The 14,302-nt window shown below is 53.8% G+C and carries 13 protein-coding genes and 1 other annotated feature; of the genes, 8 read left to right on the forward strand and 5 right to left on the reverse strand.

All coding sequences use genetic code 11. The annotated features are described in order from the left end of the window. Nucleotides 1-14: 14 nt before the first annotated feature. The 5 genes from JGC47_RS10465 (at nt 15) to JGC47_RS10485 (ending at nt 4,633) form a co-directional block, all read left to right on the forward strand. Nucleotides 15-560 carry a carboxymuconolactone decarboxylase family protein gene (locus JGC47_RS10465; protein WP_004158241.1) on the forward strand — a complete coding sequence of 182 codons (546 nt, stop codon included), beginning with the start codon at nt 15-17 and terminating at the stop codon, nt 558-560. Between the two features lie 19 nt (nt 561-579). Next, nucleotides 580-1,581: an ornithine cyclodeaminase family protein gene (locus JGC47_RS10470; protein ID WP_004158245.1), complete on the forward strand. Its 1,002-nt coding sequence runs from the start codon at nt 580-582 to the stop codon at nt 1,579-1,581. Nucleotides 1,582-1,583: 2 nt separating this feature from the next. Continuing rightward, nucleotides 1,584-2,210, forward strand: a complete 627-nt coding sequence (locus JGC47_RS10475; RefSeq protein ID WP_004158247.1) for a LysE family translocator — start codon at nt 1,584-1,586, stop codon at nt 2,208-2,210. 161 nt (nt 2,211-2,371) lie between these two features. After that, nucleotides 2,372-3,250 carry an alpha/beta fold hydrolase gene (locus JGC47_RS10480; RefSeq protein ID WP_004158249.1) on the forward strand — a complete coding sequence of 293 codons (879 nt, stop codon included), beginning with the start codon at nt 2,372-2,374 and terminating at the stop codon, nt 3,248-3,250. 282 nt (nt 3,251-3,532) lie between these two features. Next, on the forward strand, nt 3,533-4,633 hold the full coding sequence (locus JGC47_RS10485) for an NADH:flavin oxidoreductase/NADH oxidase (RefSeq protein WP_004158254.1): 1,101 nt from the start codon (nt 3,533-3,535) through the stop codon (nt 4,631-4,633). A 297-nt stretch (nt 4,634-4,930) separates the two neighbouring features. On the opposite strand, the gene JGC47_RS10490 is transcribed toward JGC47_RS10485, so the two are convergent. The 3 genes from JGC47_RS10490 to JGC47_RS10500 all read right to left on the reverse strand — a co-directional run bounded on the left by JGC47_RS10490 (nt 4,931) and on the right by JGC47_RS10500 (nt 8,161). After that, nucleotides 4,931-6,400: an EmmdR/YeeO family multidrug/toxin efflux MATE transporter gene (locus JGC47_RS10490; RefSeq protein WP_004158257.1), complete on the reverse strand. Its 1,470-nt coding sequence runs from the start codon at nt 6,398-6,400 to the stop codon at nt 4,931-4,933. A 224-nt stretch (nt 6,401-6,624) separates the two neighbouring features. Beyond that, the gene (locus tag JGC47_RS10495) at nt 6,625-6,942 is read right to left on the reverse strand and encodes a DUF496 family protein (protein WP_004158261.1); all 318 of its coding nucleotides are present in this window, start codon (nt 6,940-6,942) and stop codon (nt 6,625-6,627) included. A 160-nt stretch (nt 6,943-7,102) separates the two neighbouring features. Beyond that, nucleotides 7,103-8,161 (reverse strand): FUSC family protein, encoded by a 1,059-nt coding sequence (locus tag JGC47_RS10500; protein ID WP_024015277.1) that lies wholly within the window; start codon nt 8,159-8,161, stop codon nt 7,103-7,105. A 579-nt stretch (nt 8,162-8,740) separates the two neighbouring features. On the opposite strand from JGC47_RS10500, the gene sbcB reads away from it, so the two are divergent. Next, nucleotides 8,741-10,168: an exodeoxyribonuclease I gene (gene sbcB, locus JGC47_RS10505; protein WP_004158266.1), complete on the forward strand. Its 1,428-nt coding sequence runs from the start codon at nt 8,741-8,743 to the stop codon at nt 10,166-10,168. A gap of 92 nt (nt 10,169-10,260) precedes the next feature. On the opposite strand, the gene JGC47_RS10510 is transcribed toward sbcB, so the two are convergent. Further along, complete coding sequence (locus JGC47_RS10510; RefSeq protein WP_004158268.1) at nt 10,261-11,628, reverse strand: APC family permease; 1,368 nt, start codon at nt 11,626-11,628, stop codon at nt 10,261-10,263. Nucleotides 11,629-12,172: 544 nt separating this feature from the next. Beyond that, nucleotides 12,173-13,000: an SDR family oxidoreductase gene (locus JGC47_RS10515; protein ID WP_004158269.1), complete on the reverse strand. Its 828-nt coding sequence runs from the start codon at nt 12,998-13,000 to the stop codon at nt 12,173-12,175. Between the two features lie 177 nt (nt 13,001-13,177). On the opposite strand from JGC47_RS10515, the gene hisL reads away from it, so the two are divergent. Together hisL and hisG are read left to right on the forward strand one after the other, a co-directional pair. Further along, nucleotides 13,178-13,225 (forward strand): his operon leader peptide, encoded by a 48-nt coding sequence (gene hisL / locus JGC47_RS10520; RefSeq protein WP_127133421.1) that lies wholly within the window; start codon nt 13,178-13,180, stop codon nt 13,223-13,225. Next, nucleotides 13,201-13,323, forward strand: a sequence feature (His leader region). Its footprint overlaps the gene before it by 25 nt. 69 nt (nt 13,324-13,392) lie before the next feature. Then, nucleotides 13,393-14,292, forward strand: coding sequence for an ATP phosphoribosyltransferase (hisG, locus tag JGC47_RS10525; RefSeq protein ID WP_004158273.1), 900 nt, complete (start codon nt 13,393-13,395; stop codon nt 14,290-14,292). Nucleotides 14,293-14,302: the final 10 nt, after the last annotated feature.

Genomic DNA, 14,302 nt, shown 5'->3' on the forward strand with positions numbered 1-14,302 from the left:
ATCAAGGAACAAAAATGTCCATCCTTAAAATGCACACTCTTGACAGCGCACCGGCGGCCAGCCGCCCGTTGTTGCAAAGCTCCATTGATGGTTTTGGCTGGATCCCCTGGCAAAGCGCGTACATGGCGGAGTCACCCGCCCTGCTCGCGTCTTATCAGTATGCCCATGACGCCTTTTCCCAATGTTCTCTGAACGAAGAGCAGCGCGCGATTGTCTGGATTACTACCGGTACCCTTAATCAATGTGATTATACGGTTCAGGCCCATAACTGGATCGCGCAACATAAAGGCGTCGCGGAGGAAACGCTGAAAACACTGGCTCACGCGCCTGAAACCCTTCCCGACAAGCTGGCCGTGTTATATCGCTTTACATGCCAGGTGGTTCTGGCTCAAGGCCAAATCCCCCAACAGGCGGTGAGGGAAATGCTGGCTGCTGGCTACAGCCAGCAGAATGTACTGGACGTGATTCTGGGCGTATCTCAGAAAACCATGTCAACGCTGCTGAACAGCATTGCAGGCACGCAGATTGAGCCACAGTTTCAATCTGTTACAACACGCTAAAAGAGAGAGATAACTCAGCATGCAATTCATCGGTCGTAAGCTGGTTGAACAGGCATTGTCCCCGGCCAAAAGCTTACAGTTAAGCCGTGATGCGTTTGCCCTGCTCGGTCAGGGCAAAGTCAGACAGACACTGCGCAGCGTTATCGCCAGTGATGACGGTAGTTTGATGGGCACAATGCCCGCCTGCATTACCGGTGGGCGGTACGCCGGTTTTGGACTTAAAACGGTAAAAGTTGATTTTAGTCACTCTACCCGCCGCACATCCCATGAAGGATGTATTTTGCTTTACGATGCCTCGGATGAAGGCGATATGGTTCTGGTTGATGCCGCCTCGGTGACGGAATTACGCACAGCGGCTGCTTCCGCACTGGCCACGGACGTTCTGGCAGCCAGCAGTGCAAGCCGTCTCGCTATTTTAGGGACAGGCGTTCAGGCAAGAAAGCATTTCCTGATGATGCTGGCGGTTCGGCCGATCGCGCATCTCACCCTCTGGGGACGAAGCGAAGCGAGCGCATCGGCGTTTGCCTGCTGGTGCCGCCAGCAGTCTGGGTTGCCTGTCACCATTGCATCGACGCCGGCTCAGGCCGTTTCAGATGCGGATATTATCTGTACCCTGACCGCTTCGAAGGAGGCATTCCTTCATGCCGCTGACCTTCCTGCTCGTTGCCATATTAATGCCATTGGCGCTTCTGCTCCCGGCTTTCAGGAAATTTCGCCCGAAGTTTACTCCGCCGTAGAACTCTATGTTGATTCCAGAGAGGCAGTATGGAGTGCGTCCACCTGCATGCTGCAGGCGAGAGAACAGGGATTTTTACCTCAGCACAATGTGGGCATTGAGCCAGCAGAATGGCTAAAAACTGATCGTCATTCGCCCCCCAGATCTGAACGAACGTTGTTTAAATCCGTGGGCCTTGCCGTTCAGGATTTGGTATTTGCCCGTGAAATCGTCAATCAGACTAACGCATCCCTTAAACGAGATTGCAAATATTCTGCATCACACATTTCTTTTCCACAGGAATAACTATGTTAGGAAGCGCACAAATAATTTCTTACATCGCCGCGCTGGGATTAGCTGCGGCCATCCCCGGGCCGGGTATGACTGCGCTGGTGGCGCGCAGCGTCAGTGGTGGCGCTGTGGCCGGCTTTACCATGCTGGGCGGACTCATTCTTGGGGACTTAATTTATCTGTCTACGGCAGAATTTGGCCTGGCGGTGATCGCGCATAATTACACATCGCTGTTAACGCTGATCAACTGGGCAGCGGCGCTCTATCTGTGCCTGCTCGCATGGCAGTTTTGGCGCCATCAGCCTGAGGCTGTGAATATCGATCAAAAATCGACAAAGCGAGAGTTGGCGTCCGCCTGGTTTTCAGGACTGTCAATAACGCTGGGAAATCCCAAGACCATTGCATTCTATCTGGCTATCCTGCCGCTGGTCGTCTCTCTTGATAACGTATCCTTTACAACCTGGGGGATGATGCTGGTGCCGCTAACCGTATTTGTGCTGCTGGCCGTGGGCGCAGTTTTTATCCTCGCTGCACTTAAGGTCCGTCGGTTCCTGACCAGCGCTAAAGCGCAACAGCGTCTGTTCAAAACAACAGGGGTTATCATGATGCTCGCGGCATTTGGCATGGTAGTGAAGACGCTCTGAGGCTCACTGTTGCCATTGGCCGTTAAACGGGGGGATGAACAGGGACCGATCGTTAATGATGAGTTGACCCATGCGATGGAAAGTGTAAAAAGGGGTTGCAATCACTTGCCAGCTGCCAGCACTGGCGCAATCCAATAAGCACATCTGACCAGGACAACGTAATGAAAACAAAAAGGTATCTCTCCTTCTTACTGAGCTGTGCGCTGCTTGGCTCCACCCTTACGCCACAGGCTGCCGTTGCAGAAGAAAAGTTCGCCTGGGGCGAGCGCTGGCTACATCTGCCAGCAACGCCGGCACCTGATGCCAGCCTGAAAACGGGTTATGCGCAAGTGAATGGTATTGCACTGTTCTATGGCACCGTTGGCCAGGGCAGTCCGGTTATTTTTCTTCATGGCGGTCTGGCTAATTCCGACTATTGGGGCAATCAGATCCCGGTAATTGCACGCACGCATCAGGTCATCGTGGTTGACAGCCGCGGACACGGGCGCAGTTCACGCGACAGCCGTCCGTTTGGCTATGACCTGATGACCGACGATGTCGTGGCGTTGATGGACCAGTTGAAGATCGCTAAGGCAGATATTGTCGGCTGGAGTGATGGTGCGATCATCGGCATTGATGCCGCAATGCGATACCCCGACCGCGTTGGCAAAGTGTTTGCTTACGCGCCCAACACCACTACCGCCGGGGTGCGTACAGATACTGCCAACAATCCGCTGTTTGCCCGCTATATTACCCGCGCCAGCGGCGAGTACCGTCGGCTATCTAAAACGCCACAGCAATATGAAAACTTTGTCGGGCAAATCGGCGAAATGTGGCAATCACAGCCTGACTGGAGTGACGATCGGTTGAAGAAGATCCACACTCCGATTTTGATTGCGGATGGCGATCATGATGAAAGTATTATCCGTTCACATCTGGAACATATTGCCGCGACGATCCCACAAGCCGGGCTGCTGATTATGCCTGACAGCAGTCACTTTGCTTTTTTACAGGCCCCAAAAGAGTTCAATGATGCGCTGGTTAACTTCCTCGCCAGATAATACTTAACCGCCTGTTCACCCGGTCAAGACAATGTCCTCAGGCGGGATCGACTCAATGCCAGTCCGGCGCTTAAAGAGAGTGGTGGCGCGAGGGGAATAACCAGAGATGATCTCCCTTATAACAGTGTTGAACCATCCAGCTTTAGGTTGATGCTGGCAACAGACGGCTGCAGGCATGACGGTCCGACGCGTTCAGCCGCTGACGGCAGCACATGCGGTTAATTGTTGCCAGCCTTACTGGCCTACTGTAATGGTCAGTCGCCTTGATCATTGAGGTTAACTATGTCCGCACTTTTTACCCCGTTTAAACTGAAAGATGTCACCTTGCGTAACCGCATTGCCGTAGCACCGATGTGCCAGTACAGTGCTGAAGATGGCCTGACTAATGAATGGCATCAGGTTCACTATCCGTCAATGGCTCGCGGCGGGGCCGGACTGGTTATTGTTGAAGCTACGGCGGTTTCGCCGGAAGGTCGCATCACTCCAAACTGTACCGGGCTGTGGAACGATCGTCAGGCACAAGGTATGGCGCAGATCGCCGCCTCAATAAAAGCTGCCGGTGCAGTACCGGGCATTCAGATCGCTCACGCCGGGCGCAAAGCCAGCGCCAACCGTCCATGGGAAGGTGACGACCATATCGCCGCCGGTGACAGCCGCGGTTGGCAAACCCTCGCCCCATCCGCCATTGCTTTCGGTCATCATCTGCCTAAGGTGCCGAAAGCGATGACGACAGAAGATATTACCCGGGTAAAAAGTGATTTTGTCGCCGCAGCAGGTCGCGCACGTGATGCAGGCTTCGAATGGCTCGAACTGCATTTTGCCCACGGCTATCTCGGCCAGAGCTTTTTCTCACCGCATACTAACCAGCGCACAGACCAGTATGGCGGCAGTTTCGCCGGCCGCAGTCGCTTCCTGCTGGAGACCCTTGCGGCGGTGCGCGAAGTGTGGCCGGAAAACCTGCCGCTGACCGCACGTCTTGGCGTAATTGAATATGACGGACGAGATGAAGAGACGCTGACCGAGTCGATTGAACTGACCCAACTGCTGCACAATAACGGTCTCGACATGCTCAATATCAGTATCGGCTTCACCGTGGCAGAAACCGAAATCCCGTGGGGTGCTGGCTTCCTTGCTCCGGTAGCGCAGCGCGTGCGCCACGCAACCGGTTTGCCGGTCGCCGCTTCCTGGGGCCTGGAAGCACCTGATGTAGCTGAACGCGCTATCGCTGAACAGCAAATGGATTTGGTGATGATGGGCCGTGCGCTGCTCACCGACCCGCACTATCCGTACTATCTGGCTAAACAGCTGAAGGCAGAACGCCCTTCCTGGGTGCTGCCAGCACCCTACGCACACTGGCTGGAACGTTACCGTTTAGGTGAATAGTTGCTGATCTAAAGGAATATTCGCACCGCAATCGTTAAGCGGTAGCCGTGCGGATAACCCGGACGACAGTTTCCCTTGCAGGTCAGTGCCGGTGAAATCAATATGGCAGAAACTGCCGGCGAATTAGTTTTTTCTGCTGACGGTCAGCTGTCGTAACCCATCGTTACCAACGCCGGCGCGGTGGCTTTGTATCAGCATATTTAACCAGGCATCGTTTCACAAAGCGATCATGCTTGTTTCCGGTGAAATAGTTCTGAGGTCTATCCTTAACTCAGGGGATGGAGCATCGCGCTGCGTTTAATATGGATCGTTTTGTGCGTTACCCCCTTTCGCCTGCGGCCTGTACTTCCACAGCCAGCGCCCGCTGTCCATGCGCCGATAGAAGGATCTACCACGGATTATCCAGTCCAGAACCATCCCCAGCCAGATACCCACTACGCCCAATCCGAGCACGATCCCCAACAGATAACCGGCAATAATTCGCCCGCACCACATGCTTAACAGTGAAATCCACATGGTGTAGCGCGCATCACGCGCTCCTTTCAACCCGGCAGGCAGCACCCAGGACGCTGCCCAGAAAGGCATAAAGGCGGCATTAAGCCACACCAACACTTTCACTATGTGAACAACCGATTCATCCTGAGAGTAAAACCGCGCCAGTAGCCCGGCAAACGGCACGGTCATCAGCGACAAAGCGCTAAGGACCAGGGTCGATAGCCAGAAGATATAGCGCAGCACCCGTTCCGGCTGGCCCAGCTGCCCCCGGCCAAGACGCGTTCCGACAATGATGGTTGCAGCCGAACCCAGCGCATTACCCGGCAGGTTAATCAGCGAAACGATTGAGATAGCGATAAAATTACCCGCGATCACATCGGTTCCCATACCAGCAACAAATACTTGCGTCAGTAATTTGCCACCGTTAAATAATACCGACTCAATGCTCGCCGGAACCCCAATGCCCAGCACTTCACGCAGAATGCCGCTATTAAGACGGGTAAAATAACTCTTGAGTGAGATTTTTAACGCCGGAACAAAACCGATCGCCAGCACGTAAATCACCGCTGCCGCCCCGATGTAACGCGAGATGGTTAACCCCAGACCGGCACCAACAAATCCCATGCCATGCCACGAGAAACAGCCGTAGATCAGCACGCTGCTGATGGCAATGTTAAGGATATTCATCCCGCCGTTAATCAACATGGGTATGTTGGTATTTCCCGCGCCGCGCAATGCGCCACAGCCTATCAGGGCAATTGCCGCAGCCGGGTAGCTCCAGGCCGTAACCTGAAGATAAGAAAGCGCCAGCACTTTCACCTGCGGGTCGGCTTTTCCCGCAATCAAATCAACGATCTGCGGACCAATAAACTCAATCGCCAACGCCAGCAAAACGGCAAACCCTGTCATGATAATCAGCGACTGCCGCGCCGCCGCTACCGCCCTGTCGCGATTGAGCCTGCCAAGACTAAAAGCCACCACCACGGTTGTGCCAAGATCAATGGCGGCAAAAAAGGAGATCACCACGATATTAAAGCTGTCCGCCAGCCCCACGCCGGCCATCGCTTCTTTACCGAGCCAGCTGACGAGGAAAGTGCTCAATACTCCCATCAACAGTACGCACAGGTTTTCAAAGAAGATAGGCACCGTCAGCGGCGTAATTTCACGCCAGAATATCACCCGCCAGGCACGCCGTTTCGGATACCACGCGCTACCTTTGATTGCCTGCAGCAATGAGACGCTGAATTTTTGCAAGATGATTCCAGTTATCACCAGGGAAGGACACTTTCAGCCTGGTAAAGCCGCTAAAATTATGCAAAGTCTTTTTATGTTTCAAATTGCAGCGCACAGGAGGTAAGTAAAGCAGGACTGACGGATATATCGGGTTTGATTCATTTCGCCAGCGTTTTACGGATTTCCTTACGGGCAGACAGCAAAAAGCCGGACTGTCTCCAGCCCGGCTTTAGCAGATCAAAGGTTACGTCCCCCCGGGTCAATTACCCTTTGACTTCACCGAGGGTTTTCAGCTTCTTAGACAGGTCGCGACGTTCTTTCGACAGGTCAGCAACCTTGATAATGTATTCATCAACGCGATCTTCATAATCGCTGCGCATGCTGGTGATAATTTCCTGAACGGCCTCGATGCTCATACCTGGCTTGATGTACTCACTCAGGTTGTCGAGCAGCAGCACGCGCTTCTGATTATCACGGATTTTCTTTTCGTTATCGTGAATTTCACGCTGCAGTTTGTTCTTACGACGGAACAGACGAACGAATTCCAGCACGTCCTGGAATGATTGCTTTGCGTTTTCCATGAAGACACCTTTCATTTGGGCCTGCGCTTACAGGCATCATTATTGTTGCTACCAGCTTAGCGGTCAACCGCCACCGATGGCAATTTTCACTTGCGGAACCGGATGCCTGCTATCTTACCCTGAAGCGGAACGTATCGCAGTAAGTTGTTGCTGAATCGCTCTATTTTCGCAGTGCCAGACTGATAAGTTCTGATAAGCGTTCCAGCTGGCGAGCCATTTCCATACTCAGCCAGACATAGCCATGTATCGGTGTTTCCACCAGTTCATCACTCGCTGATTCGGCAATCGGCTGCCTCAGCTCACGGCCAATTTCCGCCAATTCTGCTCTGAGAGCAGCGATTTTCTCACTATTCCCTTCCACTATCGCCAGCGATAAGGTGCGCAAGGTGGTTTCCGTCATCTGCTGCGCCCGGCGTAACGCCGGCGCGTTAAGCATGATCAGATGGCTTTGCCGCGATGCCCACCATGCGTTGAATTGCAGCTCAAGTGTGCAAATCAGATTCCGGTTCTGCGTCTGAATACCCTCAAAAACCGATCGCGGCGTGCGGGTTTCTTTACTGGAAGGTTCGATCAGCGTACGCATTTTAATCACCTTACCCAGCAAATGCTGTAACGGGCGCGCCAGACGAGGTTTATCGACCAGGTTGGGTGAAAATCCGGCGTGGTAAATGCGCGCTGTATCCCGCAGCAGATCGGAAAGCTGGATGCGCCAGTGGGTATAAGCTTTTTGCGGCCAGATGCTGGTAAACAACAGGGCGAGCAGTGATCCAAGAATAACATCACCGCCGCGCCAGAGGGCGGTAGCCATATCTCCGGGTACACCGCCGCAAACAACCCCCAGCGTAATGCCAATCAGCAGCGCGATGTAAGGATGTTTACCGAGAGCAAGATAACCACTGATAAACATGACGATGGCGCACCACAGCAGCATAAACGGTAAGGAGAAAAGCTCCAGTTTGATGGCAATCAGCCCGGCTATCGTACCGAAAAGCGTTCCACCAATGCGCTGTACAGCTCGTGGGAACACATTTCCCCATGAGGAGATCGGCCCCATCACCACCACCAGCGTGATCAGCGGCCAGCTGCCTTCCGGGATCTCAAGTGCCCGCACCAGCAGAAAAGACAGGATAAACGCCAGTGCGATACGCACGCCGTGCACAATGCGGTAGTGACGGTACAGGCTGAATTGAAAGGCCGACAGCGGCTTATCCGGTGGCAAAAGTGGCTCCGCAAGCAGGGGGAATAACGCGGCATAATACCCTAAGATGGCATAAGTAACAGGAATTGAAATTGATTTCCACTTGATTTTGATACTTATTGGCAGCGGTGAGCTCAACAAATGCCGGCTTATCATGCCGATATAATGCGTTAATCAGCTATTTACGGATAGCGGGTCAAATGCTTCATTTTTTACCCGTTGACCAGCAGCACGCCGGGGGAGCAGCACCGTGGCCGGGCATAACAGAGTTAATCAACTAAGCTGGTGCATGCAGCCCGCATACGGTCTTAAAAGGGTGTTTATCAGGGCTTCGTTGACGAGGCAGAGATTCTCTTCCCTGCAGGATCTGCTATTTAAGTCGTCAGTGAATATGGTTTACCATACGGGATCGAAAGATGCATAACCAGGTAGCCCTGATCCTGTGCTGAACGCTGATAAGGACGCGTGGATGTCATTAACATGCCAGCGAACGCGCAAACGCCGTACAATGCGCCGATATCAACAGCAGCCATATCGCCCCTGTATGAAATTTTGACCACACAAATCAAAGTATAACTTCAACCACAGGCAACCTTTACAGTGAAAGATAAGCCAATACAGCCCACTTTCCTTTTCCACGATTACGAAACCTTTGGCAAAAGCCCGTCGCTGGACCGTCCTGCGCAGTTCGCCGCTATTCGTACCGATATGGATTTCAATCTTATTGGCGAGCCGGAAGTGTTTTACTGCCGGCCGGCGGATGACTATTTACCGCAGCCGGAGGCCGTGATGATCACCGGTATCACGCCGCAGATTGCCCGCCAGCGCGGCCTGAGCGAAGCTGAATTCACCGCCCGTATTCATCTGCTGTTTAGCGCAGCGAATACCTGTGTGGTGGGCTATAACAACGTACGTTTCGATGACGAAGTGAGCCGAAACCTTTTTTACCGCAACTTTTACGACCCTTACGCCTGGAGCTGGCAGCATGGCAACAGTCGATGGGACCTGCTGGACGTCATGCGCGCCTGTTACGCCTTGCGCCCGGACGGTATTACGTGGCCTGAGAATGACGACGGCTTCCCCAGCTTCCGCCTGGAACATCTGACGAAAGCTAACGGAGTCGCGCATGAAAATGCGCATGATGCGATGTCGGATGTCTATGCCACCATCGCGATGGCAAAACTGGTGAAGGAGAAACAGCCGCGCCTGTATGATTTCCTGTTCAGCCATCGTAACAAGCAGAAAATCACTACACTGATCGACATACCGCAGATGAAGCCGCTGGTGCATATTTCTGGTATGTTCGGCGCAGCCAGAGGCAATGCCAGCTGGATTGCTCCGCTGGCGTGGCATCCTGATAACCGTAACGCGCTGATAACCTGTGACCTGGACGCAGATATGGCCCCGCTGCTGGAGCTGGACGCTGATGCGTTACGCGCGCGGTTGTATACTCGCCGCGACGAACTAAACGGTGCCTCGCCTGTACCGCTAAAGCTGGTGCATATCAATAAATGCCCGGTGGTTGCTCCGGCCAATACGTTGCGCCCGGAGGATGCAGAACGCATCGGCATCGATCGTCAGCGCTGTCGCGATAATCTCGCCCTGTTGCGGCAACATCCGGAAGTGCGTGAAAAAGTGGTTACGCTTTTTGCCGAAGCACCACCTTTTACCCCATCTGATGATGTTGATAGCCAGATTTACAACGGCTTTTTCAGTGATGCGGACCGTAACGCGATGAACATCGTGCGCCAGACCGCAGCGGAAAATTTGCCGGCGCTGGATCTCACCTTTAACGATGCGCGTATTGAAAAGCTGCTGTTTCGCTTTCGCGCACGTAACTTCCCCGGCACGCTGGACGATAAGGAGCAACAACGCTGGTTGCAACACCGCCGTCAGATGTTCAGCCCCGAACGTGTGCAGGGCTATGTGCAGGAGCTGGAAATGCTGTTCAATCAGTACGAGGGAGATCAAGCCAGACAGGAGCAGCTCAAGGCCCTGTTTGCGTATATGCAGGAACTGGTGTCTTAAACCGGGGGATATCGCGGTGAAGGCATGGCTAACGAAGCCTGATAACGCTTAAAGACGAGGCGCCCCCTGATGGGGGGTCGCCCCGTTTTTTGTTACATCATGTCTTCACTGCACTGCGGCACCGGATGACGGAAGCTGCGGGTAACAAAAGTCAGATACAGCAGGCCAATGGCGGCCCATACCAGCCCAAGCATCATGGAACTCGCTTCCAGATTCACCCACAGTGCGCCCACGGTAAGAGCGCCCAACAGCGGCAACACCAGGAAGGTGAAGTTATCCTTCAGCGTCTTATTACGGCGCTCGCGGATCCAGAACTGCGAAATCACCGAAAGGTTAACAAAGGTAAATGCCACCAGCGCGCCAAAGTTGATCAGCGCCGTGGCAGTCACCAGGTCGAAGGTGATGGATGACAAAGCGATCGCGCCAACCAACAGCACGTTAAGCGCCGGGGTACGCCACTTCGGATGGACATAGCCGAAGAAACGCACCGGGAACACGCCATCGCGTCCCATAACATACATCAGTCGTGATACGCCGGCGTGGGCAGCCATACCGGAAGCCAGCACCGTCACGCAAGAGAAAATGAGAATGCCGAACTGGAATGCCTTGCCTGCCACGTACAGCATGATTTCTGGCTGTGACGCGTCCGGGTCCTTGAAACGCGAGATATCCGGGAAATAGAGTTGCAGGAAATAAGAGACCACGATGAAAATCAGGCCGCCGATTAATGCGGTCATAAAGATCGCTTTCGGGATCACCCGCTCGGCATCTTTGGTCTCTTCGGACAGCGAACTGATACCGTCAAATCCAAGGAATGAGAAGCAAAGTATGGTCGCCCCGGTGATCATCGGCACGACGTGAGCGTTTTCCGACCAGAACGGCTTACTGCTGACTAAGGTGCCGGCTCCTACGCCGTGCGCAACGCCCCAAACCACCATCCCCATGATAGTGACCATCACCACCACTTGCAGCACCACAATAACGCTGTTGAAGTTGGCAACGGTTTTAATGCCTTTGAGGTTAGAGAGGGTCATAAAACCCACCAGCAGCAGGACAAAGATCCACGACGGAACGCCGGGCACCAGCGCTTCCCAGTATATTTTTGCCAGCAGAATATTGATCATTGGCATAAACAGATAATCAAGCAGCGAAGACCAGCCGACCATAAAGCCAACGTGCGGGCTGATGGCTTTCTGTGCATAGGTATAAGCCGAACCTGCTGAAGGGAAGCGGCGAACCAGCTGGCCGTAGCTCAGCGCGGTAAACAGAATAGCAATTAGCGCAAATGCGTATGCGGTAGCAACGTGACCATCAGTCAGGCCGGAGACGATGCCAAAGGTATCAAACAGCGTCATTGGCTGCATATAAGCCAGCCCCATCATCACGACAGGCAATAACGTCAGGGTTTTTTTCAATTTTGCACGCGGCTGTGCGGCTGGAGTGACGGTATTATGCGCCATGATTCAGCCTCCCCATAGCGTCAACCTTTCTGGGTTGAACCACAGGGAAACTTCGCTTAATGCGATAGCTTTTCGAAAGAGGATTAAGGAATATACAGGCAGGAGTGGGAGTATTAACCGTTGCGGCGCCGTAGTCGTCGCGCTGGCGGATTCCAGCTCCAGCCGGAGTGAGATGGTGTAGCCCCATGTTTGTATCCTCAATGAACACATTACTGTGTATTTAAAAGCGTTTATCTATCCGGTTCTGGACCGGCCTCTTAAAAGACGAAGTTAATACCGCTTGCAAACGTAAAAACAACCGCCGCCGTTCAGGGGATCGGCGTCGGTCAGGTTTATTTATACCCTGAATCATCCGGGTTGTGGGAAGCAGCAATTGCGTGCAGCCAACGCACCACCTGAAGTATGACGGGCATATTGCAGGGGGCATATTCTGCACCATAGTAAGGCTGAATGACAAGTTATACCGGCCTGCAAAAAGTAAATTCTTTGGCTAGTCAAAGTACCTCATCCTGAACGGCCATGCCGTTAGTGAAAGGCTGCCCGTTTACGACATCGGCATTCGCGCCGGATCGGGATGGCGATAGGCAAACCCCAGCTCACGGCAAATTTTGCTACCGTCGATTAACTTGCCCTGATTTTGACTGTCATCGGCGAGGAAAGTCGGCGGCGTCAACCCCAGCTGGTTTGCTACCTGCGGATAGAACTGGTTGCGCGCCGGATGCAGTGGAGCGCTCAGGTTGTAGATATGCCCGCCCTCTGGCGCCTGCAACAGCAGGGTAATGGCGGCGATCACATCGTCAAGATGCACCAAATTCACCCCCTGCGATCCGTTTGCCAGGTTGGTCTTACCGGCAAGGAAGCGTCCCGGATGGCGTTCAGGTCCTACCAGGCCGGACAGACGCAGAATATCTACCGATGTGCCGGGCAGATGATGCAGCCAGCACTCCAGCTCCTTTAACGTGCGTCCGGCAGCGCTGACCGGAGCCAGTGGCGTGCTCTCACAGGTTGTGCCGGGACGCTCGCCGTAAACCGAAGTCGAACTGGTGAAGATCATGCGCGGTATATTAAACGCCAGCGCGCTGTCCACCAGCTGCTGCACGGCATGCAGATAGCCTTCCCCCTCTACGGCCGTGCGGCTGGCCGGAAGCGTTATTACCAGCGCATCTACGTTAAGCAGCGCCTCAAGATCGTCAGCCTCACAGTTCAGTTCCGGCGTCAGCTCCAGCCGATATGCGTCGACGCCACACATCCTGGCTGCCTCAACTCCGTCCCGGGTGGTTTTGCTGCCGGTCACCAGCCAACCTGCCGCCGTTAGCGACATCGCCAGCGGCATTCCTAACCATCCCAGCCCAACAATGGCGACTCGTTTCATCCTTTCGCTCCCGTTAACACAGACTTTAATCGCTCAAGGCTACGCCAGGCTTCAGCCAGAGACAACTCACGATTGATAAGAGATCCATGCAAGATGAAAAAAAAGGGTTGCGCCTCACGTTTATTCTGGTTAGGTTATTTCTCACGATATGAATATCCATTCATCCAAGAGAATTTTATGGCACGCGTTCAGTTCAACCACCATCACCACCATCACCCTGACTAGTCTTTCAGGCGATGTGTGCTGGAAGACATTCAGGATCTTCCAGCGGTGCAGAACGCAAAATCAGCCCCCGGAAGATCGCCTTCCGGGGGCTTTTTTTTTGGCCCTGATACCAGAATCACGCTGGCTTATAACAATAAACGCAGACTGGAAAAGAGGATTAACCACCGATGTTAGATAACACCCGTTTACGCATAGCTATGCAGAAATCAGGCCGTTTAAGCGATGAATCACGCGAATTGCTCGCACGCTGCGGTATCAAGATCAACCTCCAGCAGCAGCGCTTGATTGCCTTTGCTGAGAATATGCCGATTGATATTTTGCGCGTGCGTGATGACGACATCCCGGGACTGGTGATGGACGGCGTGGTGGATCTGGGGATTATCGGTGAAAACGTGCTGGAAGAAGAACTGCTGACGCGCCGCGCCCAGGGCGAAGATCCGCGCTACCAGACGCTGCGTCGCCTTGACTTTGGTGGCTGCCGCCTGTCGCTGGCAATGTCGGTTGATGATGAATACAGCGGACCACAGTGTTTACAGAACTCACGCATTGCCACCTCTTATCCGCACCTGCTGAAAAAGTATCTTGATGAACAGCGCGTCAGTTTCAAGTCCTGCCTGCTAAACGGTTCCGTTGAGGTTGCGCCGCGTGCTGGCCTGGCCGATGCCATCTGTGATCTGGTATCAACCGGTGCCACCCTGGAGGCAAACGGGCTGCGCGAAGTGGAGGTGATTTACCGCTCTAAAGCCTGCCTGATCCAGCGTGATGGCGAGATGCCGGCGAATAAACAGCTGCTGATCGACAAGCTGATGACGCGTATTCAGGGGGTGATTCAGGCGCGCGAATCCAAGTACATCATGTTGCACGCGCCCGGCGAACGCCTCGAAGAGATCATCAACCTGCTGCCGGGTGCCGAACGTCCAACCGTGCTGCCGCTGGCCGGAGACAAGAGCCGCGTCGCCATGCACATGGTCAGCAGCGAGACGCTGTTCTGGGAAACCATGGAAAAACTGAAGGCGCTGGGAGCCAGCTCCATTCTGGTGCTGCCAATTGAGAAGATGATGGAGTAAACCGACAGTG

The sequence above is a fragment of the Erwinia amylovora genome, from assembly GCF_017161565.1.
In the GTDB taxonomy this organism is placed as follows: Bacteria; Pseudomonadota; Gammaproteobacteria; order Enterobacterales; family Enterobacteriaceae; genus Erwinia; species Erwinia amylovora.